Origin of the sequence: Blastococcus tunisiensis (assembly GCF_900112815.1) — a bacterium.
Taxonomy (GTDB): domain Bacteria; phylum Actinomycetota; class Actinomycetes; order Mycobacteriales; family Geodermatophilaceae; genus Blastococcus_B; species Blastococcus_B tunisiensis.
The window spans coordinates 15,004-40,851 of sequence record NZ_FOND01000010.1 but is presented as its reverse complement, the minus strand read 5'-3'; the positions used below and the strand labels follow the sequence as shown (position 1 = coordinate 40,851).

Below are 25,848 nucleotides of genomic sequence, written 5' to 3'. Positions count from 1 at the left end.
AGTGATCTCGGTCGGCCGGTCAGGCCAAGAGCTTCGGCACCTTCCGCAGCGCCTTCTCGGCCTCCGCATCGAGGTCCCGGACGACGTCGGTCGCCGATCGCTCGGTGGTCACCAGCCCGACCGACTCGCCTGCATAGACGGGGGCGTCGCCGGGGTTCCCGGTGCGACGTCCGTCGACCACCCGCCGGCGTGCCTCCGGCGTCTCGCGCAACTCGTCCTCCCGACCGTGCCACTCCCGGCTGAAGTCGTTGACGAGCGCCCGGCCGGGCCACCGCTCCGGCCAGGCGGCGCCCTCCGCGACGTCGAACGCCCGGGTCAGCACCGTCTCCTCGCCCGAGGCGGACCGGACCCGCTCCCGCAGTGCGGGCGCGTTGAGGCCTTCGGTGCTCGACAGCAGCGGCGTCCCGATCCACACGCCGGCCGCACCGGCGACGAGGGCGGCCGCCATCCCGGCGCCGGTGGCGATGCCACCGGCGGCCACCACCGGCCGGTCGGTCAGCGTGAGCACCTCCTGGAGCAGTGGGAGGGTCGCGCGGTGGCCGGTGTGGCCTCCTGCCTCGGTTCCCTGGGCGACCAGGATGTCGACTCCGGCGTCGAGGGCCCGATGGACGTCGGCGGTGGTGTTGACCTGGGCGCAGACGGCGATCCCCGCGTCGTGCAGCGGCCCGACGTAGGGCGCCGGGTCTCCGAAGGACACCGAGACGAGGCTGGGTTCGGCGGCGATCGTGGCCTCGAGCAGGTCGGGCCGGGTCTCGAGGACCCAGATCATGAGGCCCACGCCGAACGGGAGTTGCTCGGCGACCGGCAGGGCGCACTGCTCGGTGACGAACGACGCGGGGTGCGAGCCGCTCACGCCGATCATCCCCAGCCCGCCCGCGCGAGAGACGGCGGCGGCGAGCTCACCGCCGGAGACACCGGCCATCGGCGCACCGATGACCGGCGTCGTCAGGTCGAACCAGCGGGTCAGCGGGGTCCGGATCACCGGCCCATCGTGCCCCGTCGGCTACTGCGCCGCGGGGCCGGCCTGGTCGGTGCCCTGCAGCCGGCCGAGGAGTTCGTGGCAGCGCTTGGCGCGCGCGGAGTCCTCGTCCATGACCTGGCGGAAGAAGTTCGCGACGTCGTCCAGGCCGGCGTTCTCGGCGTCCCGGACGTACTGGCCGTAGTCGTGCCCGGCCTTGAGGGAGTGGTACTGGACGGAGATGAGGTCGTAGTAGACGTCCTCGAAGCCGGTCTCGCCGGTGGCCATCCGGTCCTCCTCGATCCGTTGCGGTGGGGACGTCGTCGCCGTACCCGCGACGGACCGCTCCCTCACATCAGGATTCGGAGAGCGCGCCTCCGGTCACGTCACCGCCACCGGCCTCGTCGGCCGGGTTCTCGCTGGTGGCGAGCTCCTCCTCGCCCGTGGCCGCCGGGTCGTCCTCGGCCGAGGCGAGGTCGGCGCCCTGGCCGTGCGCGCCGGGGTCGGCCTGCAGGGTGCGCGGGTCGTTGAGCGGATCGGGGACGTCGGGGTCGGTGACCGTCATGCCGGTCGAGTGCCCCGGCCGGGACCGCGCGGAAACCTCTGGGCATACCCGTAACCGATGCGTTACGCATGCGACGTGGAAGCCCTCGCGGCCCTGGCCGACCCCGTCCGCCGGGAGCTGGTCGGGCTGCTCGCCCGTCGGGGGGAGCTGGCCGCGGGCGAGCTCGCCGCACGGTTCCCCGTCAGCCGGCCGGCGATCAGCCGGCACCTGCGCGTGCTGCGCGAGGCGGGCCTGGTCACCGCGCGGGCGGAGGGGAAGCGGCGGCTCTACGCCCTCGACCCGGCACCCCTGCGGGAGATCGACGACTGGCTGGAGCCCTACCGCGACCTCTGGGCCCGGCGGCTGGACGCACTGGACACCGAGATCGCCCGCGGACGGCGGGCGCGACGAACAGGAGACGACGCATGACCGAGGACCTCGCCACCCGCCGCGGCTCGGTGACCCGGCTGGAGGACGGGCGGCAACGCCTGGAGTTCCGCCGCTCCTGGCCCGATCCCATCGAGGACGTGTGGGGGGCGCTGACCGGACCGGACCGCCTCGCCCGCTGGATCGGCCGCTACGAGGGCGAGCGGGGCGTGGGCGCCACGGGCACGTTCGTCATGACGCACGAGGAGGGGGAACCGGTCGGCGAGCCCATGACGATCCTCGAGTGCGACCCCCCGCGGCGGCTGGTGGTCGAGTGGACCCAGCAGGACACCGAGGACTGGCGGGTCGACCTGGACCTGTGGAGGGAGGGTGGCCGCACCCACCTGAGCTTCGTCCAGGTCTTCCCCGCCGACGCCGACGTCGTCGACTTCGCGATGGGCTGGCACTGGTACCTGGAGAAGCTCGGCGCCGAGCTGGGGGACCCGGCCCCGCCCGAGGACTGGGACGCCTTCTCCGCCGGGGTCGGCCCGGCCTACGGCCGCCCGCCGTCCGGAGGGCCGGTCACGGCCGGCTGAGCAGCGCCATCGCCACCGTGCCCGCGAAGCCGGCGGCCACGATCGGCGTCTCCACGGGATCGAGTCCCGCCGGGGTCAGCCGGTGCCGGCAGAGGCGCTCCGACAGGTAGCCGCACACCATCCCGGTGCCGAGCCGGCGGAGCGCCCGCCGGGCGCGGTCGTCGGGGCCCCGGCGCAGCCGGTGGATCGCCCAGGCCTGGGTCGCGAGCATGGAGGACGGTGCGCTGATCGCCGTCCCGAACCACCAGGAGTCGCGGCCGACGTGCTCCGGGCTGCCCGTCATGAAGGGGACGTCGTAGTGGTGTCTCCGGCGCAGGGCGACCACCTGGCCGGCCAGGCCGGCGGCGAGCTGCAGCGTGGCGGCGCCGACGAGCGCCGAGGTCTTCCCCATGGCGGCGCACCGTAGGGCTGCGCCCGCCGTCGCGGGGCAGTTCCGAGCACCGGCCGCGACCGGGTGGCCGTGCGCGGTGCCCGTGCGGGCGCCCGGAAGATCCCGCCGCGTGGCCTGCCCCGCTGGTCACCAGGGTCTTCCGACCTGAGAACCAGACGTCCTAGACGTAACATCTCTCACGGTTACAGCGGTGCGAACCGCCGGTAACCTGAGCCGATCCGGATCGTTGCACCAGCACCGATGCCGGGTCGCTCGCACCAACGCCGGTGTCAGACCCGCCCGGCTACCCAGAGGATGGAGACGCCGTGACTTCCGTGGCCACCCCCGGTCTCGAGAACGCCCCCACCACGCACGCCCGCCTGCTGGCCTGGGTGCGGGAGATGGCCGAGCTGACGACCCCGGACCGGGTCGTGTGGGTGGACGGCAGCGACGAGGAGTGGGAGCGGCTCACCCAGCAGCTCGTCGACGCCGGCACCTTCCGCCGCCTCGACGCCAAGCCCAACTCGTTCTGGTGCGCCTCCGACCCGCGCGACGTCGCGCGGGTCGAGGACCGCACCTACATCTGCTCGGTCGACGAGGCCGACGCCGGCCCGACCAACAACTGGATGGACCCGGCCGAGATGAAGTCGGTCATGACCGAGCTGTACCGGGGGTGCATGCGCGGCCGGACGATGTACGTCATCCCGTTCTGCATGGGCCCCGTCGAGGCCGAGAACCCGATGTTCGGTGTGGAGCTCACCGACTCCGAGTACGTCGTCGTCTCCATGCGGGTCATGGCGCGCATCGGCAGCTACGTCCTCGACGCCATGGGTGAGGACCGGCCGTTCGTGCCGGCCATGCACTCCCTCGGCGCCCCGCTGGACCCCGGCCAGGCCGACGTGCCGTGGCCCTGCAGCGACACCAAGTACATCGTCCAGTTCCCCGAGGAGCGGATGATCTGGTCCTACGGCTCCGGGTACGGCGGCAACGCGCTGCTGGGCAAGAAGTGCTACTCGCTGCGCATCGCCTCGGTGATGGCCCGCGACGAGGGCTGGCTCGCCGAGCACATGCTCATCCTCAAGCTGACCAGCCCGCAGCAGAAGGTCTACTACGTCGCCGCCGCGTTCCCGTCGGCGTGCGGCAAGACGAACCTGGCGATGCTGGAGCCGACCATCCCGGGCTGGAAGGTCGAGACCCTGGGCGACGACATCGCCTGGATGCGCTTCGGCGAGGACGGCCGGCTCTACGCGCTCAACCCCGAGTTCGGCCTCTTCGGCGTCGCGCCCGGCACCGGCTGGGACACCAACCCCAACGCGATGCGCACGATCGAGAAGGGCAACTCGGTCTTCACCAACGTCGCCCTCACCGACGACGGCGACATCTGGTGGGAAGGCATGACCGACGACGCCCCCGCCCACCTCACCGACTGGAAGGGCCGGGACTGGACCCCGGAGAGCGACGAGCCCTCGTCGCACCCCAACAGCCGGTTCTGCACGCCGATCACCCAGTGCCCGATCCTGGCGCCGGAGTACGACGACCCGAAGGGCGTGCCGATCTCGGCGATCCTCTTCGGTGGCCGCCGCAAGACCACGATCCCGCTGGTCAGCGAGGCCCGGGACTGGAACCACGGCGTGTTCATGGGCGCCACGCTCTCCTCGGAGACCACGGCCGCGGCCACCGGCGCCGTCGGCGTCGTCCGCCGCGACCCGTTCGCGATGCTGCCGTTCATCGGTTACAACGCCGGTGACTACTTCTCCCACTGGGTCGACACCGGCAAGCAGCACGACTCGACCAAGCTGCCGCGGATCTTCTACGTCAACTGGTTCCGCCGGGACGAGGACGGCGGCTTCCTGTGGCCGGGCTTCGGCGAGAACAGCCGGGTCCTCAAGTGGGTCGTCGAGCGCCTCGAGGGCACCGCGGCCGCCGTCGAGACGCCGGTCGGCCACGTGCCGACCGTCGACTCCCTCGACGTCTCCGGCCTCGACATGACCCCGGAGCAGGTGGAGCAGGCCCTCGCCGTCAAGCCCGAGGAGTGGCGGGAGGAGGTCCCGCAGATCACCGAGTGGTTCGAGAAGTTCGGGGACAAGCTGCCCAGCACCATGTGGGACGAGCTGGAGATCCTCAAGAGCCGCCTGGCGTAACTGCCGGCAGACGAAGGCCCGGATCCGCAGCGTGGCGGATCCGGGCCTCTCGTCGTCCGAGCCCCGCCCGGCGACGATCAGGGAACCTGATCGTGCGGCGTCCTCCCTCACCGCACACCGTGAGGGAGGACGCTCCATGATCAGGGAAGCTGATCATCGCCGGGGCAGCGTGGCGGTGGCGCTCCGGGGCGGGCCGGCGGGGTGTCGGTTAGCGTGACGGTGCCCCCCTACGTGTGACGGAGGCTCCCCCGCTCGTGGCGAATCCCTACCTCCAGGTGCTGCGGACCCCGCATGCCCTGCCCATGGTGCTCGCCGCGTTCATCGGCCGGCTGCCGCTGTCGATGGTCGGCCTGGGCAGCGTCCTGCTCATCGCCGACGAGACCGGCTCCTACGGACTCGGTGGCGCGGTCGCCGCGACCGGCGCGGTCACCACCGCCGCCGCGGGCCCGCTGCTGGGCCGCTGGGCCGACGGTCACGGCCAGCGGAAGGTCCTGCTGCCGGTGCTCGTCGTCTTCGTCGCGGCGGGCTGCTCCTTCCTGGCCGCGGTGAAGCAGGACTGGCCGCTGTGGACGGTGTTCGCCTCGGCCGGCCTCGCAGGTGCCTGCATCCCCCCGGTCTCCTCGATGATCCGGGTGCGCTGGACCCATCTGCTGCGCGGCAGCCACCGCCTGCCGACGGCGCTGGCGATGGAGTCCGTCGTCGACGAGTTCGTGTTCATCGTCGGTCCGGTGCTCGTCACGTTCCTCTCGACCACCGGCCACGCCACGAGCGGCGTCGTCACCGCGTTCACCCTGGCCACCATCGGCAGCCTGCTGTTCGCCGCCCAGCGGCGGACGGAACCGCCGGTGACCCCGCACGAGCACCGCAACGGCCCCTCGGCGATCCGCACCCGCGGGCTGCGGGTGCTGTTCGTCGTCGGTGCCGCCGTGGGCGCCGTCCTCGGCACGCTGGAGATCGCCCTGGTCGCCTTCGCCGACCAGGAGGGCGCCAAGTCCCTGTCCGGGGTCCTCATCGCCGGGCTCGCCGTGGGGTCCATGGCCAGCGGCATCGGCTGGGGGACGGTGCACTGGCGGATGCCGCTGCGGCACCGGCTGGTGGGCTCGCTGGCGCTCCTGGCCGTCTGCAGCCTCCCGCTGCTCGTGGTCACCGACGTGTGGCTGATGGTGCCCTTCGTCGTCATCGCCGGGATCGCGGTCTCGCCGTCGCTGATCAGCTCCTTCACCCTCGCCGAGCTGCTCGTCCCGCGGGCGGCGGTCACCGAGGCGTTCACCTGGATCGGGACCGCCCTGGGCCTGGGCGTGGCCGTCGGCGCCTCCGTCTCCGGCAAGCTGGTCGACGTCTACGGCGCCAACACCGCCTTCCTGGTGGCCACCGTCGCCGCGGTGATCGCCGCGGTCGTCGTCGGCGCGTTCCAGCGGCTGCTGCACGTCCCGGCCGAGCACGCCGCCGCGCCCGCCCTCGTCCGCTGACGGCCTGAGCTCCCGCCGATGACCCGCGCCCGTCCGGCCGCCGGCGGAGGACGCATCCTGGGGATCGCACCGGAACGGCTGGGCCGCTGGCTGGACGGCGTGGCCGAGCGGCACGGCAGCTTCGCCGACGTCGGCCTCGACGGGGCGGCGGTCCGGATCGCCTGCACCGACACCACGACCGTCGTCCTCCGGGCCCCGTTCGCGTGGACACCGCAGCCGCCGCTGCTGGGCACGTTCGCCGCCGCCGCGCGGCAGCCGCACCGGGCCGCCGTGCTCCTCGTCCGCCGCGGCCGCTGGGCCGTGGGCGTGTTCGACGGGCCGGGCCTGGTCGTCTCCAAGGTCGACGCCCGGCAGGTGCAGGGCCGGACGGCGGCCGGGGGCTGGTCCCAGCAGCGGTTCGCCCGACGCCGCGGCCACCAGACCGACGCCGTCGTCGCCCATGCCGTCGAGACGGCGGTGCGGGTGCTGCTCCCGCACGCGGGGTCGGTCGACGCCCTGTTCACCGGCGGCGACCGTGGCCTGGTCGACGACGTCCTCGCCGATCCGCGCCTGGCGCCACTGACCGCGCTGCGCCGCGAGCCCGCCCTCGACGTGGGTGAGCCGACCAAGGCGGTCCTGCTCGAGACCCCGGCGCAGTTCCGCGCCGTCCAGGTGCACATCACCGAACCGGGTGAGGCGCGCGCCTGACCCGGTCAGCCGGTGGCCGGCACCGGACGGCCGATCGGCTCCGGGAACAGCGGGAAGCGGCTGGTGACGCCGAGCCGGTCCAGGTCGGCCCGGTCGGGATCCGTGGCGACCGACGGGTCGATTCCCACGCCGATCCCGTCGCCGGTGGTCCTCGGGAACGTTCCGGTGACGACGCCGGGGTGGTCCTGGAGCAGCCGCCGCGCCTCGTCCGCGAGGTCCCCGGGGCGGAACGTCGTCGGTTCCACCCGGACGTCGAACGGGGCATCGGCGTACTCGTCGACGAGCGCCAGGAGCTCCGCAGGGGGGTCCCCGAACCAGCGCACGACGAGCACGGCCCGGTCCCGGGCATCGAGTCCGCCGAAGTCCGGCGACCCTCCGACGAGGGCGTGCAGCCGCTCGTTCAGCGCGCTCTGCTCGTACGGGGCCGGTTCGGCCCCGAGCTCCTCCGGCGCGAGCGAGCCCTCGGGCAGCAGGCCGTGCGGCAGGGGACCCGGCGCGGGTGGCATCGGCTGCAGCGAGACCGACGGCGGTGCGGCGGTGGACGCCCGGTCGGCGCAGCCGGTCACCACGAGGACGACGCCCGCCAGCGGCAGCAGCACCTGGCGCCTACGGGTCACCGCCTCAGGCTGGACCGTCGGGCCCGGCCGGCCAAGCCCCGAGACCGGACCGATACCGCCGTGTTCCGGAGAGCCGGGCGGGAAGTGCGTCGACCGGGCGCCGCCTGCGGCGTAGCGTCCTCCGATCGTGTCTCCCCCCGCTGAGCCCGACACCGCCGAGCCCGTCCTGACCGCCGAGCGGGCCCACCTCGCCCGGGCCGCCGAGTGCCTCGCGCAGATGCGCACCGCGGCGTCGGCCGCCGTCGACGCCGGCGTCGACGCCTGGGCGTCGGAACGCCTCGGTGCCGCCCGCGCGGAACGGCTCCGCGCGCTGGCCGCCGATCCCGGCGTCCCGCCGTTCTTCGGCCGGATCGACCGATCCCGGGAGTCCTTCCACATCGGCCGCCGGCACGTCCGGGACGCCGTCGGCGACCCCGTCGTCATCGACTGGCGGGCGCCGATGAGCCGGCCGTTCTACCAGGCAACCGCCGCCGATCCCCAGGGCCTGGTCCGCCGCCGTCGCTTCGGCTTCGCCGACGGGCAGCTGACCGGCTACGAGGACGAGCTCCTCGGGGCGGGGCAGGAGGGCGGGGAGTTCCTCCGGCAGGAGATCGAGCGGCCACGGTCGGGGCCGATGCGCGACATCGTCGCCACCGTCCAGCCCGACCAGGACGACATCGTCCGCGCACCCCTCACGGACTCGATCTGCGTGCAGGGGGCGCCGGGCACCGGGAAGACGGCCGTCGGCCTGCACCGGGCGGCGTACCTGCTCTACACGCACGGCGGGCAGCTGGCCCGCACCGGTGTCCTCGTCGTCGGGCCGAACCGTGCCTTCCTGCGCTACATCGAGCAGGTCCTGCCCACGCTGGGGGAGGTCGACGTCGAGCAGACGACGGTCGCCGACCTCACCGCCCGCGTGCCGGTGCGCGCGGAGGACGGCCCGGAGGCCGCGGTCCTCAAGGGCGACGCCCGCATGGCGGAGGTGCTCCGCCGGGCGCTCTGGGGCGAGATCCGCAAGCCCGCCGACTCGGTGCAGGTGCCGCTGGCCGGGCGCCGGTACCGCGTTCCGGTCGAGCGGCTCAAGCGCTACGTCGACGACGTCCGGCGCCGGGCCCGGGCCGACGACGACCAGCAGATGCTGCACTACGTGGCGGGCCGGGAACGGCTGATGCTGCTGGTGGCCGAGGATGCCCGGCGGCAGAGCGAGGAGGCCGCCGGGACACCCACCGACGCCGAGACGCACCGGGCCGCGCGCAGCGCCGAGGTGCGCGCCTTCTGCGACGAGGTCTGGCCGGTCCGGGATGCGGCCGGTCTCCTGGGCGACCTCTGGCGCGATCCGGTCCGGCTGGCCCGGGCGGCGCGGGGCATCCTGGACGACGGCGAAATGGCGCTGCTGCACTGGCCGGTGCCGCCGCGCTCGGTCCGATCGGCGCCGTGGACGGCCGCCGACGCGGTGCTGGCCGACGAGCTGGCCGGACTGCTGGAGCGCACGCCCGGCTACGGGCACGTGGTCGTCGACGAGGCGCAGGACCTCTCCCCGATGCAGTGCCGCGCCGTCGCCCGCCGGCTGGCCGCTGGCTCGCTCACCGTGCTGGGCGATCTGGCCCAGGCCACCAGCCCCTGGTCGCCGGCGGACTGGCGGGACACGCTCGCCGCTCTCGGGCGCCCCGACACGGTGATCCGTCCCCTGACCCGGGGCTACCGCGTGCCCGGGGAGGTGCTGGACCTCGCCAACCGGCTCCTGCCGCTCATCGCGCCCGACCTCTCACCGGCGACGGCCGTCCGCGCCGATCCGGGTTCGCTGCGGGTGCGCCGGGTGACGGATCCGGACGGTGCGGTCGTCCAGGTCGTCGCGGAGCTGAGCGAGGCCCCGGGCTCCGTCGGGATCATCTGCGCCGACGCCGCGGTGGACGACGTCGCGACCGCGCTCGCCGGCGCGGGACTGCCCGCGGCGGTGCTGGCCGACGACGGTGCGGAGGTCACGCGGATCGCCGTCGTGCCCGCCGGCCTGGCGCACGGGCTGGAGTTCGACGCGGTCGTGGTGGTGGAACCGGCGGCGATCGTGGCGGCCGAGCCGCGCGGCCTGCACCGGCTCTACGTCGTCCTCACCCGCGCCGTGAGCACCCTCGTCGTCCTCCACCGGGAGGACCTCCCGGCGCCCCTCGCGGACCTCCCGGCGCCCTGACCTCGGCCTTCCCACCCGTCCGTCGCGTTCTGTCACGGGCCGAACACGACCGGCGCGGGGGATTGTGGGCCGCGCCGTTCTCTGTTGGGGTGATCAACGATCCGGAGGGAGGAGGGCCATGCGCGAGCGCGCCGGCACGGTGCGCACCCTGGGTGCGCTGGCCCTCAGCATCGTGCTCGCCGGCGCTCTCCTGGCCGGGCTCCTGCTGCCGTGGGTGGGCGGCCCCGCCCTCACGGCCTCGCACTCCACCAGTCTCCTGGGCGATCCGCCGGAGGAGCTGACCGATCTGCCACCGCCCGGGAACACCGTCATGCTGGCCGGGAACGGCGAGCTGATCACCTCGTTCTACCGGGAGAACCGCGCTCCGGTCGCCACCGAGCAGATCGCCGAGGTGATGCGGCAGGCGATCGTCGCCATCGAGGACGCCCGCTTCTACGAGCACGGTGGCGTCGACATCCAGGGCACGCTGCGTGCACTGGTCCGGAACCTCGCGGCCGGCGAGGTGATGGAGGGCGGGTCGACGCTGACCCAGCAGCTGGTGAAGCAGACGCTGCTGCAGTCGACCGACGACCCGGCCGAGCGGGCCGCGGCCGTCGAGGAGAGCGTGGGCCGCAAGATCCGCGAGGCCCGGCTCGCCCTCGACCTCGAGGAGCGGTACAGCAAGGACGACCTGCTCACCCGCTACCTCAACATCGTCTACTTCGGGCAGAACGCCTACGGCGTGCAGCCGGCCGCGCGGGCCTACTTCGGCGTGGACGCCGCCGCGCTGGGGCTGCCGCAGGCCGCGCTGCTGGCCGGCCTGGTGCAGAGCCCGTCCCGCGACGACCCGTTCACCAACCCCGAGGCCGCGACCGTCCGCCGCAACCAGGTGCTCGACCGCATGGCCGAGCAGAGCTACATCACCCCGGAGCAGGAGGCGGAGGCGTCCGCGGCACCGCTGGGGCTGGCCCCGGCCCCCGCTCCCCGCCGGGGTTGCGTCGAGGCGACCGTCGGCCCCTACGTCTGCGACTTCGTCCAGCAGTACCTGACGCAGGAGCTCGGCCTGACGCAGCGGGACCTGGAGACCCGCGGCCTGGTCGTCCAGACCACGCTCGACCCGGAGCTGCAGCGCGCCGGTGACGCCGCCGTGCTGAACACGCTGCCCCTCGGCGACCCGCGGGTCGCCACGTTCAACGCGGTGCAGCCGGGCACCGGCCACCTGCTGGCGCTCAGCATCAACCGGACGTTCGGCTACGACCTCGACGACCCGACCCAGGAGTCCTACAACCTCAACCGCGCACCCAGCCGCGGCGCGGGATCGACGTACAAGGTCTTCGTGGCCGCCGCCGCGCTCGCCCGGGGACTCTCCAGCGAGTTCACCCTGAACGCGCCGAGCCCCTACCGGTCCCGCGTCTACCGGGAACGGGGCGGCCCGTACACCGTCGAGAACGCCGGCTCCTACCGCTCCGTGCTGGACCTGACGACGGCGCTCTACCAGTCCTCGAACACCTACTTCGTCGCGCTCGAGGACACCCTGGGCAGCGTCGAGGAGCCGGTGCGGATGGCCGAGCGCATGGGCCTCTACCAGTTCAGCCCGGACGGCTTCGCGCAGAAGATCATCGACGAGAACCGGGGGTCGTTCACGCTCGGCCCGGACGCGACGAGCCCGCTCGGGCTGGCCAGCGCATACTCCACGCTGGCCGCGGGCGGGACGCAGTGCGACGTCGTCCCCGTGACGGCGATCCTCGACCGGTTCGGCCGGCCCCTGCTCGGCGAGGACGGCCAGCCGCTGGTCCCGGTCGACAACTGCACGCCGGAGGCCATCCCGGCCGGCGTGGCGAACACGCTCAACCAGATGCTGCGCAAGGACGTCGAGCCGGGGAACCCGGGCCAGACCGCGCCCGGCGCCTACGTCAGCGGCCACCAGATCGCCGGCAAGACCGGGACCACCCAGGGCAACGTCTCGGTGACCTTCGTCGGCTACACGCCGGAGATCGCCGCGAGCGTCATGGTGTTCGACCCGAAGCGGAACCGGAACGTCGGCGGCTTCGGGGGTGGCAAGGGCGCGACCATCTGGCGGGACGCGATGGCCCCGATCCTGCAGGCGCGGGGCAGCAGTCCCTTCCCACCCGCCGATCCCGCCGTCGTCCGGGGCAACACCAAGCCGGTGCCCGGCTGCGGCTCGGTGTCCGACTGCGTCCAGGTGCTGGCCGCGGCGGGCTTCCAGAGCGTCCAGCTGCGGGTCGACAGCGACCGCCCCGACGGCACCTTCCTGGGCACCAGCCCGGGCCGCGGTGGGCGGGCCGTCCCGCTGCAGGTGGTGTCCATCCTGATCAGCAACGGTGCCGACTACGTGGAGCCCGTCCCCGAGCCGCCGCCCCCGCCGGTCCCGCCGCCACCGGGCCCACCGCCGCCGGAGCCCCCGCCGCCCGGCACCCCGGGCGCTCCGGCCTGACCGCGGCGCACCTCCGGCCGGGCCCCGGCACGGGCCGCTGAGCGGCGCGCGAGCAGCTCGTCCAGCGACTGGGTGGCCAGCCAGCCGCCGATCACCACCAGGTGCAGCAGGAACAGCCACAGGCCGAGCGCGACCACCCCGCCCACGACGTCCAGACCGCCGAACGGTGCGCCCAGGTCCAGCGGCAGGGCCAGGAAGAGCACGAAGCCCTGCAGGAAGCCCGAGACGCAGGCCGCGGTGAACAGGGCGCCGACCGCGAGCGAGGACCAGCGCACCCGCCCGGCCCCGACGACGCGGAACCCCCACGCGAGCGGCACGGTCAGGGCGGCCATGACCCCGTAGAAGCCGATGGCCACCCGCCCGATCAGGGGGCCGGCCCCGTCGGCCCCGGCCAGGTCGGCCATGACCGGCACGGTCAGCAGCAGCGGGTAGAGCAGCAGCGGGGTCACCAGCACCACGGGCACCGCCGCCAGCCGGCCCTTCCACCCGGTCAGTCCCTCCGGGCGGCCGCCGAACCGCAGCAGGGCGCGCCGCAGCCCCTCGCCGTAGAAGGACATGGGCAGCACGGCCAGGGCCCCGTTGAGCAGCGACAGCCCGACCCCCGCGGCGACCAGGGCCTCGACGGCGTCCGGGGCGCCGAGCTCGGCCGGCAGCAGCTCGGCCAGCCGGCCGCCCAGCTCCTGCACCCGCTCCGGGGACGTCAGCCAGGCGGTGAGGGCGAAGGCCAGCACGAGCACGGGGACGACGGCGATGCCGGCGTAGAAGGTGAGACCGGCGGCGATCAGCGCGAGATCGCGGCCCTCCAGCCGCCGGCGGACGCCGGCCAGGAGCTCTGCGGGGGCGCCCCGGGGACGGCGCGCACCGGCGGGGCGCGCGGTCAGCGCGCGTCCAGCAGGTGGCGGGCGGCCGCGTAGCCCCCGAGGCCGCTGACCGCGCCGCCACGCACGGTCCCGCCGGAGGACGCCGCCACGATCCGCGGGTGCGCGGTGGCGACGCCCCAGGTGCCGACCTCGTCCGTCGTCGAGGCGACCGGCCACGCCAGGTCCCCGTGGAAGATGTGCCCGCCCGGCATCGCGAGGGACTCCTCGACGTCCAGCGGTGAGGCGGCCTGCAGGCACGGGTCCCCGGCGGCGTCGCGGGCGAGGCAGTCGAGCAGCGGCTCCTCGAGGTGGGCGTCGAGCTGGGCGACCACCCGGCGGACCGCCTCCCGGCGGGTGCCCACCGGGTCGGCGCGGTAGAGCTCGGCGGGGGTGTGCAGACCGAACAGGGTCAGGGTGTGCGAACCGGTGGCCCGCTCGACCGGGCCGAGGATCGACGGGTCGCTGAGGGAGTGGCAGTAGACCTCGAACGGGATGACCTCGGGCAGTCGCCCGGCGGCGGCCTGCCGGTAGGCGTCGTCGAGCTGGGCGGCGGCCTCGTCGACGTGGAACGTGCCGCCGAACGCGGTCGCCGGGTCCGCGCCCGACCGCAGCCGCGGGAGCCGGGAGAGGACCATGTTGATCTTGAGCTGGGACCCGGACGGGCGCGGCCCGGGCTCGCTGCCGGTGAGCTCCTCGAGGACGCTCGGCGCGGTCCCGCAGACCACGTGGCCGGCGTCCACGGCCTGCGCCCCGCCGTCCTCGTCGGTCCAGTGCACCGTCACCCCGGACGCCGTCGTCTCCAGCGCGGTGACGGTGGCCCGGGTGGCGATCTCGGCACCGCTCCGGCGGGCGGCCGCCGCCATGGCGCCGCTGACCGCGCCCATGCCGCCCACCGGCACCCGCCAGCGGCCGGTGCCGTTGCCCACCAGGTGGTAGAGGAAGCAGCGTCCGGCCAGCCCGTCGGCGGCGTGCACGTCGGCGAACGTCCCGATCAGCCCGTCGGTCAGCGCGATCCCCCGGACGACGTCGTCGGCGAGGTGGTCGGCCACCACGTCGGCGAGGGGCCGCTCCCGCAGGTCGTGCCACAGCTGGGGGTCGCGGAGCCGCCCGGTCAGCTCGTCGGCGGACAGCAGCGGCTCGGTGAGCGTGGGCGCGAGGTCCTCGGCCAGCGTCGACAGCCGGCCGTAGAAGCGCTGCCAGCCGGTGAACTCCGCGTCGGACCCGGTCAGCTGCCGGAAGGAGGTCGCGGTGGCCGGCCCCTCGTCGCGCTCGACCAGCAGACCCGTGGGACGCCCGTCCCGCACGGCCGCGGTGTAGGAGGCGACCGCGCGGTCAGCCAGGCGCAGGTCGAGGCCGAGGTCGTCGACGATCCGGTCGGGCAGGAGGCTGACGAGGTAGGAGTAGGCGGACAGCCGGACGTCGACGCCGTCGAAGACCTGCCGGCTCACCGCGGCCCCGCCCACCTGGGGGAGCCGTTCGAGGACGAGCACCGACCGCCCGGCTCCCGCCAGATAGGCGGCGGCCACCAGGCCGTTGTGGCCCCCGCCCACGACCACGACGTCGTACCTGCTGCGCGTCACCGGCGGACGGTACCGAGCCGCCCGTCCGCCGTCATCGTGCGGGCGTCCATGGCTGGGCCGTGCCCGCATCCCCCGCACCGGTCACCGCGCGGAGCGGCCGGCGGACGGGGCAGTCGGGGCACCTGGGGCGCACGGGACGACGGCCGAGGCGGAGCCATGCCCGGTATAGGCGAAACGCAAACAAAAAACATCTTTGTCATTGTCACGACCCGGTCACGGCGCTTACGGTCTGTGTGTTCGCAGGGGCGGTCAGTCACTGAGGCCGCCGGCCCCCCCCGAACACCGTCGAGCCGGGCCCGGCAGAGGGCCCGCACCGGTCAGACGACCCGGCGGCAGACCGTGGAAGAACCGAAGAAACGGAGAGCGCCGCATCATGGCGTCCCCCCTCGGCCGTGCGCACCGCACGTCGCCCCGCCGTCCGGCGCTCGTCGCACGGGGCGCGCTCGCCCTCCTCGCCGTCCTGGGCACCGTCCTCGTCGCCGTCCCGGCGCAGGCCGCACCGGCCACGTCCGCCGAGGCCGCCCAGCTGGTCGCGTCCCGCGGGCACGAGCTCGAGGTGATCACCGAGGAGTTCAACGAGGCGCGGGTCGCCCTGACGGCGCAGCAGGACGCCGCCCGGGCCGCCGCCGCGGTGATGGAGCAGGCCACGGCCGAGCTGGCCGCCGCACAGCAGTACGTGCGCGGGCTGGCCCGGACGGCGTACACGGGCGAGGGCCTCGGGTCCGTCCAGGCGCTGCTGACCAGCGACTCCGCGGACGCCTTCGTCGACCGCATGGCCACCCTGCAGATGGTGGCCGGGCACCAGAACGGCATCCTCGAGCGGGCCGCCGCGGCCAACGTGGCCGCCGCCCAGGCGCAGGCCGCCGCGGCGCAGGCCACGACCGAGGCGCAGGCCCAGTACGACGCGGTGGCGGCCCAGCAGGCCGCGCTGCAGGCCGAGGTCGACAGCTACCGGGCGGCGTTCTCCCAGCTGAGCACGCAGGAGCAGCAGGCAGCCGTCGCCGCGCACGGCGAGGAGGACCGGGCCAGCCGGTCGGCCGACCGCGAGCCGGCAGCCGCCGACGCCCCGGTCGTCGCCAACGGCAACGCGGCGCAGATCGCGATCGACACCGCCATGGCCCAGCGTGGCAAGCCCTACGTCTGGGCGGCCGGCGGCCCCAACGCCTACGACTGCTCGGGCCTGACCGCCTACGCCTTCCGGGCCGCCGGCATCAACCTGCCGCACTCGAGCCGGCTCCAGTCGCGGATGGGGCAGGCGGTCTCCCGCGACCAGCTCCAGCCGGGCGACCTGGTCTTCTTCTACAGCCCGGTGAGCCACGTGGGCATCTACATCGGCAACGGCCAGATGGTGCACGCGCCCACCTCCGGCGACGTGGTGAAGGTGGCCCCGCTGATGAGCGGCTACAGCGGCGCCCGCCGCATCGCCGCCTGAGAAAGGACCCCGTCCTCCTCACCGCTCGCACGCTCGCGGCGAGCCTCTGGACGGGGCCATCTGCCCTCACGGGTTCGGGGCGGTGTCCTGGACAGGGACGACCTGCTGGAGCAGGCCCCAGACGAACACCGCCCGCACCCCGGGGAGGTGGATCTCCCAGCGGGTGACCACGCCGGGGTCGACGCCCACCGCGCCCGGGAGCCCGACGACGTCGTCCAGCACGTGCTGCCACACCAGCAGCCCGGTCGGGGACGCCGGCGGCACGGGGGAGCCGGGCATCGGCACCAGGTGCTCGTGCAGCACCGAGCCGCCCGGCCCGCTCAGCACCTCCCAGTAGAGGTGCGGCCACAGCGGCAGCGGCCAGCGCCGGACCTGCACGTCCAGGTCGCCGAACCGGCGGTCCTCCAGCTCGTCGGGCGGGCCGAGCACCGCCGTCCGCAGCGCCAGTCCTCGGGGCGCCCGCGGCGCGTGGTGCAGCGCCTGCCAGCGGGTGTGCGCGGCGTGCGCCTCGGCCCGCGTGGCACCGAGCCGGGGGAGGGCCTCCGCCACCAGGTCGGGGCGCAGATCGGCCATGCGGCGCAGCAGGACGAGGCAGAACTCCCGCCGCGCCAGTCCCCGCACGCGGCCGACCCTGTCACCATGCGAGCGTGCTGATCCCGCCGGCCACCGCCGCTGGCGTAGCGGACGGCTCCGTCACGCTCGCGTTCCGGCGCTGGGACCGGCCGCGGATGCGGCCCGGGAGCACCCAGCGGACGGGGGCCGGCGTCGTCCGGATCGGGACCGTCGACGAGGTCGATCCCGCGGCCCTGACCGAGGAGGACGCCCGGCGGGCCGGCGTCCGTTCGCTCGAGGAACTGCTGCGTCTGCTCGGCCGGCGAGAAGGCGCGCACGTGTACCGGATGACGGTGTCCCTCGCGGGCGCGGATCCCCGTGTCGCGCTGCGCGAGCAGGGCGAGCTGTCCGAGGCGGACCGGCGGGCGATCGACGAGCGGCTGGACCGCTGGGACGCCGCATGCGGCGCACCGTGGACGCGGCAGGCGCTGCGGCTGATCGCCGAGCACCCCGGGGTGCGGGCGCCCGACCTCGCGGCCTCGCTCGGACGCGAGACGCTGCCGTTCAAGCGGGACGTCCGGAAGCTCAAGGAGCTGGGGCTCACGGTCAGCCGGGCCGTGGGGTACGAGATCTCACACCGTGGGCGGGCGTACCTCGGCTGACGCCTCGGGGAGGATCGGTGGCGTGAACCCGAGCACCGTCGCCACCGCGTTCCGCATCGTCGCCGTCGCCGAGGCCCTCTCCTGGATCGGGCTGCTCATCGGCATGTTCGTCAAGTACGTGCTCGGGACGACCGAGCTGGGCGTGCAGATCTTCGGCCCGATCCACGGCGGGGTCTTCGTCGCCTACGTCGTCGTCGCGCTGCTGGCCGCCCGCGTCCTGCGGTGGTCCCTGGGGACGACGTTCCTGGCGCTGCTGGCCTCCATCCCGCCGCTGGCGACCATCTGGTTCGAGCGCCGGGCCACCCGGACGGGGCGGCTGCCGCGGAGCGAGGCCATCGCCGCCTGACCTGCGGTGCCCCCGGGCGGCTGGATACGGTCCCCGTCATGTCCGAGCCCGTCCTGCCGACGACCGCCCGCCTCCTCCTCGCGCGGACCGCACGCGCCCAGCGCGAGGGCCGGGCGCCGTCCCTGGTCGCCGGCGTCGTGCGGGACGGCGGGCTGGCCTGGTCGGCCGGGCGCGGGAACGTGCCCGAGCCGCACACCGACGTCCAGTACCGACTCGGATCGATCAGCAAGACCGTCACCGCCGTCGTCGTCATGCGGCTGCGCGACGAGGGCCGGCTGGGCCTGGACGACCCGCTCGACCGGCATCTGCCCGGCACGCCGTTCGGGGACCGCACCATCGGGCAGCTGCTCTCCCACCTCGCCGGTGCCTCGGCCGAGAGCCCAGGCGGCTGGTGGGAGCGCACCCCGGGCGGCTCGCTGGCGGACCTCGCGCTCGGGCACGACGACGTCGTCCTCGGTGCCGCGCGCCGCTTCCACTACTCCAACCTCGGGTTCGGGCTGCTGGGCGAGCTGGTCGCCCGGCTGCGCGGCACCTCCTGGGACGACGCCGTCGCCACCGAGGTGCTGGCGCCCCTCGGCATGAGCCGGACGACGCCCCGTCCGGACGGGCCCGCGGCCGAGGGCGGCGCGGTGCACCCGTGGGCCGACGTCGTCCTCCCGGAGCCCGAGCACCACGCCGGGGTCATGGCCGCGGCCGGGCAGCTCTGGGCGCCGCTGAGCGACCTGGGCCGGTTCGCCGCGTTCCTGCTCGGGGACACCGGCGACGTCCTGGACGCCGGGACGCTGGAGGAGATGACGGTGCCCGCGGGCGTGGACTCCTCGGCGCCGGGCTGGTCGGCCTACGGCCTGGGTGTCCAGGTGCTGCGGGTCGACGGGCGGACGCTGATCGGGCACGGCGGGTCGATGCCGGGCTTCCTCGCCGGGGTCTTCGTCGACCGCGAGGAGCAGACCGGCGCGGTGTCGCTGGCGAACACGACGTCCGGGCTGGACGCGGTGGTGTTCGGGCTGCTTGCCGACCTGCGGGCGGCCGAGCCGCGGATCGTCGAGCCGTGGACGCCCTCGCCGTCGCCGGTGCCGCTGGACCGGCTCGGTGTCTGGTTCTGGGGCCCCTCGCCGCTGATGCTGCGGGCCGTCGCCGGCGGGCTGTTGCACCTCGGGCCGCTGCCGGGTCGAGGCGGCCGCGCCAGCCGGTTCGCCCCGCTGGACGACGGCACCTGGCGCGGCCTGGACGGGTACTACGCCGGCGAGCGGTTGCGCATCGCCGAGGACCACCTCGACGTGGGCACGTTCATCTTCACCCGCACGCCCTACGACCCGCAGGGGCCGGTGCCCGGCGGGGTGGACGAGGCCGGGTGGCGCAGTTGACGGGCCCCGTCCCGAGGCTCGCCCCGAGCTCGCGAGGGGTGAGAAGGACGGGGTCCTTCATCGGTCGAACGCGTCCATCGTGGCCTTGACGACGGCGCCGTACGCGAGGTGGGGCACCACGTCGCTGGCCCAGGCGGTGCCCGACCAGCTCCGCGGATCGGTGATGCCCAGCACGGTCATCGGGCCGTTGCCGGCGAGCATGGCGCCCAGGCCGGTCAGCAGCACGCCGACCGGCGGCGCCGAGCGGTAGCCCGCCGCGCGGACCAGTCCGGTCAGCACCCCGACGCCGACGCCGGCCAGCAGGCCGGTCATGGGGCCGAGGCCCTGCACCCGGTTCTGCCGGGTCTGCTCGTCCCCGGGGATGGGTACGTGCGCCTTCTCCGCCAGCTTCTCCACGGTCTCCTCGGGGGTGGAGCTGCTGCCGCGGCCGCGCACGACCATGTCGAGGTAGGTGACGGCGTTGAGGGCGGTGGTGCCCGCGGCGCCCGCCGCCGCTCCGCGCAGCGCCCAGCCCGCCGTGCTGATCCCGCGCCTGCCCTTGCCCACGGTGCCGATCCGGGTCTTCTTCGCCATGGGCCCTGGCCTACCCGTGGTGTCCCGCCAGCACACCGGGGCCGGCACATCCCGCACCTCGGTCGCCGGTCACGGGCGGCGTCGCTACCGCCGGCGGGCCGGTACGCATCCGCCGGCCCGGCTGACGACGGCGTGGGCGTGTCGAGTCATGCGAACTCGTGGTGATCAGCGGCTGATGGCCACGAGTTCGCAGGACTCGACGGCCGACGTCACTCGTCGCGTGCCCCGCCCGCCGCCCGCTCCAGCAGCGGAGCCACGCGGTGCTCGACGAAGCGGCGCAGGGCCAGCGCGGTGTCGGTGCGCTGCACGCCCGGGATGGCCAGCACCTGCTCGGTGATCCGCCACAGGTCGTCGGCGTCGGTGGCCACGACCTCGACCAGCAGGTCGGCGACCCCGGACAGGCCGGTGACCTCGACGACCTCGGGGATCTGGGCCAGCGCGCCGCTGACGTCGGCCAGGCTGCGCTGCACCACCTGCACCGTGACGTAGGCGCTGAGCCGGTAGCCGAGGGCCTCCGGCCGCACCCGCCGGTCCAGCGGGGCGAGGACGCCGTTGGTCTCGAGCCGGGCGAGCCGGCTCTGCACGGTGTTGCGGGCCAGGCCGAGCCGCTGGGAGAGGGCCATGACGCTCGCCCGGGGGTCTTCGCCCAGGGCGAGCAGCAACCGGGCGTCGGTGGCGTCCACATCGGCCATGGTGCTCAGTCTGACATGCGTGGACGTCCTAGTAGTGCCACAAGTGCGCAATCAGCACGCGGGATCTTGCGCAGATCGATATCGGGGTGGTCTTGTCCTCGCACCGGGGTGACGTGCACCATGTGTGAGTGGCGCCACACCCCGGCGTCCGCGACACGTCCACCGACCGCACCCGCCGGAGACCCCGGCAGCCGCGGGAGACGGCGAGGAGAGCCCCATGACCGCGATGCGTCAGGCCACCGAAGTGGTCGATCCCGTCCCGGGGGCCTCATCCCCCCACCTCCCGCAGCAGCCGGACCTGGTGCAGCTGCTGACCCCCGAGGGCGAGCGGGTCGAGCACCCCGACTACGCCCTCGACATCTCCGACGAGGAGCTGCGCGGCCTGTACCGCGACCTCGCCCTCGTCCGCCGGTGGGACGTCGAGGCGACGGCGCTGCAGCGCCAGGGCGAGCTCGGCATCTGGGCCTCGCTGCTGGGTCAGGAGGCCGCCCAGGTCGGGGCCGGCCGCGCGCTCGTCGACGGCGACATGGCCTTCCCGACCTACCGCGAGCACGGGGTCGCCTGGACCCGGGGCGTGGACCCGCTGCACGTGATGAGCCTGTTCCGCGGCGTCGACAACGGCGGGTGGAACCCGGTCGACCACGCGTTCAACCTGTACACGATCGTCATCGGCTCCCAGTGCCTGCACGCCACCGGCTACGCCATGGGCATCCAGCGCGACGGCGCCGAGAACGCCGTCCTCGCCTTCCTCGGCGACGGCGCGACCAGCCAGGGCGAGGTCAACGAGGCGCTCATCTTCGCCGCGAGCTTCTCCGCCCCGGTGGTTTTCTTCTGCCAGAACAACCAGTACGCCATCAGCGTGCCGCTCGAGCGCCAGTCGCGGGTGCCGCTGTTCAAGCGCGCCGCGGGGTTCGGCTTCCCCGGGGTCCGGGTCGACGGCAACGACGTCCTCGCCGTCCTGGCCGTGACGCGGGCCGCCCTGCAGGCCGCGCGCGAGGGGCAGGGGCCCACCTTCATCGAGGCCTTCACCTACCGGATGGGCGCGCACACCACCTCCGACGACCCCAGCCGCTACCGGCTCGCCAGCGAGCTGGAGGAGTGGAAGCTGCGCGACCCGGTCGCCCGGCTCAAGGCGCACCTCGCGCGCAGCGGCATCGCCGACGCGGCCTTCTTCACCGCCGTCGACGCCGAGGGCGACGAGCTGGCCGCGCGCATCCGCAGCGGCACGGTGGACATGCCCGACCCGGCGCCCAGCTCGATGTTCGAGCACGTCTACGCCGAGAAGACCCCGCCGCTGGCCGCGCAGCAGGCCGAGTTCGAGGCCTACCACGCGAGCTTCGAGGGGGAGAAGTGACCCAGACCCTCACCATCGGCAAGGCGCTCAACCTGGGCCTGCGCAAGGCGATGGAGGACGACGCCAAGGTCGTGCTCATGGGGGAGGACATCGGCAAGCTCGGCGGCGTCTTCCGGATCACCGACGGCCTGCAGAAGGACTTCGGCGAGGACCGCGTCGTCGACACCCCGCTGGCCGAGGCCGGCATCCTCGGCACCGCCGTCGGCCTGGCCATGCGCGGCTACCGCCCGGTGTGCGAGATTCAGTTCGACGGCTTCGTCTTCCCCGCCTACAACCAGATCGTCACCCAGGTCGCCAAGATCCACGCCCGCTCCAAGGGCACCCTGGCCATGCCGATCGTCATCCGGATCCCGATGGGCGGCGGCATCGGCGCCGTCGAGCACCACAGCGAGAGCCCCGAGGCCTACTTCGCGCACACGGCCGGACTCAAGGTCGTCGCCGTCAGCAACCCGGTCGACGCCTACTGGGGCATCCAGCAGGCCATCGCCCACCCCGACCCGATCGTCTTCCTCGAGCCCAAGCGCCGGTACTGGGAGAAGGCCGAGGTCGACACCGACGCCACCCCCGAGCCGCTGTTCGCCAGCCGCGTGCTGCGCGGCGGTGACGACGTCACGGTCCTGGCCTACGGGCCGATGGTGAAGACGGCGCTGCAGGCCGCCCAGGCCGCGGAGGAGGAGGGGCGGTCGCTGGAGGTCATCGACCTGCGCACCGTCTCGCCGCTGGACCTCGTCCCGGTGTTCGAGTCGGTCCGCCGCACCGGCCGATGCGTCGTCGTGCACGAGGCGGCCGTGACCCTCGGTGTGGGCGCGGAGATCGCCGCCCGCGTCACCGAGGCCTGCTTCCACTCGCTGGAGGCGCCGGTGCTGCGGGTGGGCGGCTACGACACCCCGTACCCGCCGTCGAAGCTCGAGGAGGAGTACCTGCCCGACCTGGACCGGGTCCTCGACGCCGTCGACCGCTCGATGGGGTTCTGAGCCATGGCCACCAGACAGTTCAAGCTGCCCGACGTCGGTGAAGGACTCACCGAGGGCGAGATCCTGCAGTGGCTCGTGGCCGTCGGGGACACGGTGACGGTGAACCAGCCGCTGTGCGAGGTGGAGACGGCCAAGGCCGCCGTCGAGCTGCCCTCGCCGTTCGCCGGCACGGTCACCGAGCTGCTGTTCGAGGCCGGCACGATGGTGGACGTCGGCACGCCGATCATCACCATCGACGTCGGTGGCGAGGGCGGAGGAACCCCCGCCGCGGAACCCGCTGCGGCCGAAGCCCCGCCCGCAGCGGATGCCGAGCCGGCCGCCGGGCTGATCGGCGGCTCGGCCCCGGGCGGGCGGACGGCCGTGCTGGTCGGCTACGGCCCGCGCACGACCGAGGCCCGCCGCCGCCCCCGCCGCACCGACGCCCCGGTGGCGGCGGCCGCGCCGGAGGAGGCGCCCGCGCCCGGCGCCGACTACGGCTCCGGCGGCGGTGACCGCCCGCCACTGCTCAGCACCGCGCCCGACGCCGGCTCCAAGCCGGTCCGGCACGGCGGTCTCGAGGTCGGCCGGCAGGCGGAGGCGGCCGCCCTCCGCGCGGACGCCGCCCGCGCCGCCGGCGCACCGGTCGTCGCGGCCGCACCCGGCCGCGGCCGGCCGCGCCCGCTGGCCAAGCCGCCGGTGCGCAAGTACGCCAAGGACCTCGGCGTGGACCTGACCACCGTCGCCGGGACCGGGAACGGCGGCGTGATCACCCGGGCAGACGTCGACGCGGCGGCTGCGGACGGCGGCACCGAGGTCGTCGCGCAGGGCACGTCCGGCGCGGAGAGCCGCTCGACCGGCGGCGAGCAGCGGATCCCGATCAAGGGCGTGCGCAAGCACACGGCTGCCGCGATGGTGGCCAGCGCGTTCACCGCACCGCACGTGACGGAGTTCCTCACGGTCGACGTGACGCGGACGATGAAGCTGCGCGCCCGGCTCGCCGCGCGCCCGGAGCTGGCCGACGTGAAGGTCAGCCCGCTGCTCTTCGTGGCGAAGGCGCTGCTGCTCGCCGTCCGCCGGCACCCCATGGTCAACAGCTCCTGGGACGAGGCGGCGCAGGAGATCGTCGTCAAGGACGACGTCAACCTCGGCATCGCCGCGGCCACCCCGCGCGGCCTCGTCGTCCCGAACATCAAGGACGCCGGGCGGATGACCCTGCCCGAGCTGGCGCAGGCGCTGGCCGACCTGACCGCCACGGCACGCGAGGGCAGGACCGCACCGGCGGACATGACCGGCGGGACGATCACGATCACCAACGTGGGCGTCTTCGGCGTCGACACCGGGACGCCGATCCTCAACCCGGGGGAGTCGGCGATCCTGGCCTTCGGGGCGGTCCGCGAGATGCCCTGGGTGCACAAGGGGAGAATCGTGCCCCGGCAGGTCACCCAGCTGGCGCTGTCCTTCGACCACCGGATCGTCGACGGCGAGTTGGGCTCCCGGTTCCTCGCCGACATCGGCGCGCTGCTGCACGATCCGGGGGCGGCACTGGCGTTCTGACCGGGCCCTGACCGAAGGTGACCTGATGGATCGACGCCGCACGTCCCTCGTGCTCCTGCTGCTCTTCGTCCTCTGCAGCGGGGTCGCGATCGTGGTGAGCGGGAGCCGGCCGGGGCTCGAGCAGGGCCTCGCGCCGGCGCTGGTCCAGTCCGTCGGCTACGGGTTCGCGCTGGTCGCCGGCCTGCTCCTCGTCTCCTCGGCGGACGAGCGCAACGGCAGCCGGCTGGGCGGCGTGGTGCTCGGCTCGCTCGCCGTCCTCGTCCTGCTCGATCTCCTCGCCGAGCCCGGGCCGAACATCGGGGCCGGCTTCGTCCAGCTGGTCGGGCTCGTCGTGATCATGGTGGCCACCATCCGGCTCGCCCTCGGGATCGCCGGGGAGCGCGCCCGGTGACCGACCTGGACGGGCTGCTGGCCTTCGCCGCCCGTTCCCGGCTGGCCGGCGGGGGCTTCGGCTACCTCGGGGCCGACGGCCGGGTGCTGCCCGACCGGCCCCAGGAGACCTGGATCGTCGCGCGGATGACGCACGTCTTCGGGCTGGCGCACCTGCTGGGCCGACCGGGCGCCCACGACCTCGCCGCGCACGGGGTCGGCGCGCTGCTCGACGGTCCGTTGCACGACGCCGGGCACGGTGGCTGGCGAGGGAGCACCGACGACGACGCGAAGGCCGCCTACGCGCACGCCTTCGTCGTCCTGGCCGGCGCCACGGCGACCACGGCGTGCATCCCGGGCGGCCGCGCACTTCTCGACGAGGCGCTGGAGGTCTGGCAGCGCCGGTTCCGGGACGACGACGCCGGCCTGGCGGTCGAGGAGTGGGACCGGGCGTGGACCACGTGCGCGGACTACCGCGGCGCCAACGCCAACATGCACGGCGTCGAGGCGATGCTGGCCGCCGCCGACGCGGTGGACGACGCGGCGACCGCCCGACGGCTGCGCGGACAGGCGCTCCGGGCGACCGAGCGGGTGGTCCACGGCTGGGCCCGCGAGCGCGACTGGCGGCTGCCGGAGCACTTCACCGCTGACTGGGAGCCGCTGCCCGACTACAACCGCGAGCGCCCGGCAGACCCGTTCCGCCCGTACGGCGTGACGGTGGGGCACCAGTTCGAATGGGCCCGGCTGGCCCTGCACCTGCGCGCCGTCGTCGACGACCCGCCGGGCTGGCTCCTCCCCGACGCGGTGGGTCTGTTCGACGCGGCGGCGTCCCGCGGCTGGGCGGCGGACGGGCATGACGGCTTTCCGTACACGCTCGGCTGGGACGGCCGGCCGGTCGTCGGGGCGCGCATGCACTGGGTGCTGTGCGAGGCCGTGGCCGCCGCCGCCGTGCTGGCGGAGGTCACCGGCGAGCCGCGGTACCGGGAGCTCGCGCGGAGCTGGCGGGAGCACGGCGAGCGGCGCTTCGCCGACCCGCGGACGGGCAGCTGGCACCACGAGCTGACGCCGGACGGGCAGGTCGCGACCGGCACCTGGGCGGGTCAGCCGGACGCCTACCACCTGGCCCAGATGCTGTTGCTCGACGGCCGCCCCGTGCGGGGCAGCGTGGCGGCCGCGCTCCGCTGACCTGCCCGTACAGGTGTCGGGGGGCG

26 protein-coding genes are annotated in these 25,848 nt (G+C 74.6%); 16 read left to right on the top strand and 10 right to left on the bottom strand.

Annotated elements, in window-relative coordinates:
- Positions 1-19: 19 nt before the first annotated feature.
- The 3 genes from BM142_RS13645 to BM142_RS13635 form a co-directional block, all read right to left on the bottom strand.
- Entirely contained in the window at positions 20-982 is a 963-nt protein-coding gene (locus BM142_RS13645; protein WP_092199638.1) for an NAD(P)H-dependent flavin oxidoreductase, read from the bottom strand.
- 21 nt (positions 983-1,003) lie between these two features.
- A complete protein-coding gene (locus BM142_RS13640) occupies positions 1,004-1,246 on the bottom strand; it encodes an acyl carrier protein (RefSeq protein ID WP_092199635.1) in 243 nt (80 codons plus the stop codon).
- A gap of 67 nt (positions 1,247-1,313) precedes the next feature.
- Positions 1,314-1,523: a hypothetical protein gene (locus BM142_RS13635; protein ID WP_092199632.1), complete on the bottom strand. Its 210-nt coding sequence runs from the start codon at positions 1,521-1,523 to the stop codon at positions 1,314-1,316.
- Between the two features lie 75 nt (positions 1,524-1,598).
- Here BM142_RS13635 and BM142_RS13630 point away from each other — a divergent pair, with 75 nt between their 5' ends.
- Positions 1,599-1,931 carry an ArsR/SmtB family transcription factor gene (locus BM142_RS13630; RefSeq protein WP_217640713.1) on the top strand — a complete coding sequence of 111 codons (333 nt, stop codon included), beginning with the start codon at positions 1,599-1,601 and terminating at the stop codon, positions 1,929-1,931.
- Positions 1,928-2,464, top strand: a complete 537-nt coding sequence (locus tag BM142_RS13625; RefSeq protein WP_092199626.1) for an SRPBCC family protein — start codon at positions 1,928-1,930, stop codon at positions 2,462-2,464. The genes BM142_RS13630 and BM142_RS13625 overlap by 4 nt, the downstream gene beginning before the upstream one ends.
- On the opposite strand, the gene BM142_RS13620 is transcribed toward BM142_RS13625, so the two are convergent.
- Complete coding sequence (locus tag BM142_RS13620; RefSeq protein WP_092199623.1) at positions 2,451-2,855, bottom strand: hypothetical protein; 405 nt, start codon at positions 2,853-2,855, stop codon at positions 2,451-2,453. The two genes, BM142_RS13625 and BM142_RS13620, sit on opposite strands and share 14 nt — an antisense overlap.
- Positions 2,856-3,160: 305 nt before the next feature.
- On the opposite strand from BM142_RS13620, the gene BM142_RS13615 reads away from it, so the two are divergent.
- The 3 genes from BM142_RS13615 to BM142_RS13605 all read left to right on the top strand — a co-directional run bounded on the left by BM142_RS13615 (position 3,161) and on the right by BM142_RS13605 (position 7,131).
- On the top strand, positions 3,161-4,975 hold the full coding sequence (locus tag BM142_RS13615; protein ID WP_092199620.1) for a phosphoenolpyruvate carboxykinase (GTP): 1,815 nt from the start codon (positions 3,161-3,163) through the stop codon (positions 4,973-4,975).
- Positions 4,976-5,229: 254 nt separating this feature from the next.
- Positions 5,230-6,444, top strand: a complete 1,215-nt coding sequence (locus BM142_RS13610; RefSeq protein ID WP_092199617.1) for an MFS transporter — start codon at positions 5,230-5,232, stop codon at positions 6,442-6,444.
- A gap of 18 nt (positions 6,445-6,462) precedes the next feature.
- Positions 6,463-7,131, top strand: coding sequence for an acVLRF1 family peptidyl-tRNA hydrolase (locus tag BM142_RS13605; RefSeq protein ID WP_092199613.1), 669 nt, complete (start codon positions 6,463-6,465; stop codon positions 7,129-7,131).
- A 5-nt stretch (positions 7,132-7,136) separates the two neighbouring features.
- Here BM142_RS13605 and BM142_RS13600 read toward each other — a convergent pair whose 3' ends face one another.
- Complete coding sequence (locus BM142_RS13600; protein WP_139228885.1) at positions 7,137-7,748, bottom strand: hypothetical protein; 612 nt, start codon at positions 7,746-7,748, stop codon at positions 7,137-7,139.
- A 127-nt stretch (positions 7,749-7,875) separates the two neighbouring features.
- On the opposite strand from BM142_RS13600, the gene BM142_RS13595 reads away from it, so the two are divergent.
- The gene (locus BM142_RS13595; protein ID WP_254790910.1) at positions 7,876-9,912 is read left to right on the top strand and encodes a HelD family protein; all 2,037 of its coding nucleotides are present in this window, start codon (positions 7,876-7,878) and stop codon (positions 9,910-9,912) included.
- 118 nt (positions 9,913-10,030) lie between these two features.
- Complete coding sequence (locus tag BM142_RS13590; protein WP_092199604.1) at positions 10,031-12,346, top strand: transglycosylase domain-containing protein; 2,316 nt, start codon at positions 10,031-10,033, stop codon at positions 12,344-12,346.
- Here the strand turns inward: BM142_RS13590 and BM142_RS13585 are convergent.
- Positions 12,241-13,083, bottom strand: coding sequence for a YhjD/YihY/BrkB family envelope integrity protein (locus tag BM142_RS13585; protein WP_254790908.1), 843 nt, complete (start codon positions 13,081-13,083; stop codon positions 12,241-12,243). The genes BM142_RS13590 and BM142_RS13585 overlap by 106 nt on opposite strands.
- Positions 13,084-13,223: 140 nt before the next feature.
- On the bottom strand, positions 13,224-14,786 hold the full coding sequence (locus tag BM142_RS13580) for a phytoene desaturase family protein (RefSeq protein ID WP_217640712.1): 1,563 nt from the start codon (positions 14,784-14,786) through the stop codon (positions 13,224-13,226).
- A 373-nt stretch (positions 14,787-15,159) separates the two neighbouring features.
- Between BM142_RS13580 and BM142_RS13575 the strand changes: the two genes are divergently transcribed.
- Positions 15,160-16,218: a C40 family peptidase gene (locus BM142_RS13575; RefSeq protein WP_092199597.1), complete on the top strand. Its 1,059-nt coding sequence runs from the start codon at positions 15,160-15,162 to the stop codon at positions 16,216-16,218.
- 66 nt (positions 16,219-16,284) lie between these two features.
- Here BM142_RS13575 and BM142_RS13570 read toward each other — a convergent pair whose 3' ends face one another.
- A complete protein-coding gene (locus tag BM142_RS13570; RefSeq protein ID WP_092199594.1) occupies positions 16,285-16,839 on the bottom strand; it encodes a hypothetical protein in 555 nt (184 codons plus the stop codon).
- 26 nt (positions 16,840-16,865) lie between these two features.
- On the opposite strand from BM142_RS13570, the gene BM142_RS13565 reads away from it, so the two are divergent.
- The 3 genes from BM142_RS13565 to BM142_RS13555 are packed head-to-tail and all read left to right on the top strand — an operon-like array spanning position 16,866 to position 19,142.
- The gene (locus BM142_RS13565; RefSeq protein ID WP_092199591.1) at positions 16,866-17,432 is read left to right on the top strand and encodes a hypothetical protein; all 567 of its coding nucleotides are present in this window, start codon (positions 16,866-16,868) and stop codon (positions 17,430-17,432) included.
- Between the two features lie 22 nt (positions 17,433-17,454).
- Positions 17,455-17,778, top strand: a complete 324-nt coding sequence (locus tag BM142_RS13560; protein ID WP_092199588.1) for a DUF3817 domain-containing protein — start codon at positions 17,455-17,457, stop codon at positions 17,776-17,778.
- 38 nt (positions 17,779-17,816) lie between these two features.
- Positions 17,817-19,142: a serine hydrolase domain-containing protein gene (locus BM142_RS13555; RefSeq protein WP_092199586.1), complete on the top strand. Its 1,326-nt coding sequence runs from the start codon at positions 17,817-17,819 to the stop codon at positions 19,140-19,142.
- A gap of 57 nt (positions 19,143-19,199) precedes the next feature.
- On the opposite strand, the gene BM142_RS13550 is transcribed toward BM142_RS13555, so the two are convergent.
- On the bottom strand, positions 19,200-19,715 hold the full coding sequence (locus BM142_RS13550) for a hypothetical protein (RefSeq protein WP_175527267.1): 516 nt from the start codon (positions 19,713-19,715) through the stop codon (positions 19,200-19,202).
- A gap of 209 nt (positions 19,716-19,924) precedes the next feature.
- Positions 19,925-20,407: an Lrp/AsnC family transcriptional regulator gene (locus BM142_RS13545; RefSeq protein ID WP_092199583.1), complete on the bottom strand. Its 483-nt coding sequence runs from the start codon at positions 20,405-20,407 to the stop codon at positions 19,925-19,927.
- A gap of 217 nt (positions 20,408-20,624) precedes the next feature.
- On the opposite strand from BM142_RS13545, the gene pdhA reads away from it, so the two are divergent.
- From pdhA to BM142_RS13520, 5 genes are read left to right on the top strand one after another with little or no spacing between them, the layout of a single operon-like run.
- Entirely contained in the window at positions 20,625-21,761 is a 1,137-nt protein-coding gene (gene pdhA / locus BM142_RS13540) for a pyruvate dehydrogenase (acetyl-transferring) E1 component subunit alpha (RefSeq protein ID WP_092199580.1), read from the top strand.
- Positions 21,758-22,735 (top strand): alpha-ketoacid dehydrogenase subunit beta, encoded by a 978-nt coding sequence (locus BM142_RS13535; RefSeq protein ID WP_092199577.1) that lies wholly within the window; start codon positions 21,758-21,760, stop codon positions 22,733-22,735. The genes pdhA and BM142_RS13535 overlap by 4 nt, the downstream gene beginning before the upstream one ends.
- Positions 22,736-22,738: 3 nt before the next feature.
- Positions 22,739-24,268 (top strand): dihydrolipoamide acetyltransferase family protein, encoded by a 1,530-nt coding sequence (locus tag BM142_RS13530; RefSeq protein WP_092199574.1) that lies wholly within the window; start codon positions 22,739-22,741, stop codon positions 24,266-24,268.
- 25 nt (positions 24,269-24,293) lie between these two features.
- On the top strand, positions 24,294-24,659 hold the full coding sequence (locus tag BM142_RS13525; RefSeq protein ID WP_092199571.1) for a hypothetical protein: 366 nt from the start codon (positions 24,294-24,296) through the stop codon (positions 24,657-24,659).
- Positions 24,656-25,822, top strand: coding sequence for an AGE family epimerase/isomerase (locus BM142_RS13520; RefSeq protein WP_092199568.1), 1,167 nt, complete (start codon positions 24,656-24,658; stop codon positions 25,820-25,822). Before BM142_RS13525 ends, BM142_RS13520 begins: the two co-directional genes overlap by 4 nt.
- Positions 25,823-25,848: the final 26 nt, after the last annotated feature.

Excerpts from the sequence above, each read along its gene's own strand:
- BM142_RS13640 (WP_092199635.1), bottom strand. The coding sequence starts at position 1,246 with ATGGCCACCGGCGAGACCGGCTTCGAGGACGTCTACTACGACCTCATC.
- BM142_RS13635 (WP_092199632.1), bottom strand. The coding sequence starts at position 1,523 with ATGACGGTCACCGACCCCGACGTCCCCGATCCGCTCAACGACCCGCGC.
- BM142_RS13625 (WP_092199626.1), top strand. The coding sequence starts at position 1,928 with ATGACCGAGGACCTCGCCACCCGCCGCGGCTCGGTGACCCGGCTGGAG.
- BM142_RS13620 (WP_092199623.1), bottom strand. The coding sequence starts at position 2,855 with ATGGGGAAGACCTCGGCGCTCGTCGGCGCCGCCACGCTGCAGCTCGCC.
- BM142_RS13605 (WP_092199613.1), top strand. The coding sequence starts at position 6,463 with ATGACCCGCGCCCGTCCGGCCGCCGGCGGAGGACGCATCCTGGGGATC.
- BM142_RS13590 (WP_092199604.1), top strand. The coding sequence starts at position 10,031 with ATGCGCGAGCGCGCCGGCACGGTGCGCACCCTGGGTGCGCTGGCCCTC.
- BM142_RS13575 (WP_092199597.1), top strand. The coding sequence starts at position 15,160 with ATGGCGTCCCCCCTCGGCCGTGCGCACCGCACGTCGCCCCGCCGTCCG.
- BM142_RS13555 (WP_092199586.1), top strand. The coding sequence starts at position 17,817 with ATGTCCGAGCCCGTCCTGCCGACGACCGCCCGCCTCCTCCTCGCGCGG.
- BM142_RS13550 (WP_175527267.1), bottom strand. The coding sequence starts at position 19,715 with ATGGCGAAGAAGACCCGGATCGGCACCGTGGGCAAGGGCAGGCGCGGG.
- BM142_RS13545 (WP_092199583.1), bottom strand. The coding sequence starts at position 20,407 with ATGGCCGATGTGGACGCCACCGACGCCCGGTTGCTGCTCGCCCTGGGC.
- pdhA (WP_092199580.1), top strand. The coding sequence starts at position 20,625 with ATGACCGCGATGCGTCAGGCCACCGAAGTGGTCGATCCCGTCCCGGGG.
- BM142_RS13530 (WP_092199574.1), top strand. The coding sequence starts at position 22,739 with ATGGCCACCAGACAGTTCAAGCTGCCCGACGTCGGTGAAGGACTCACC.
- BM142_RS13525 (WP_092199571.1), top strand. The coding sequence starts at position 24,294 with ATGGATCGACGCCGCACGTCCCTCGTGCTCCTGCTGCTCTTCGTCCTC.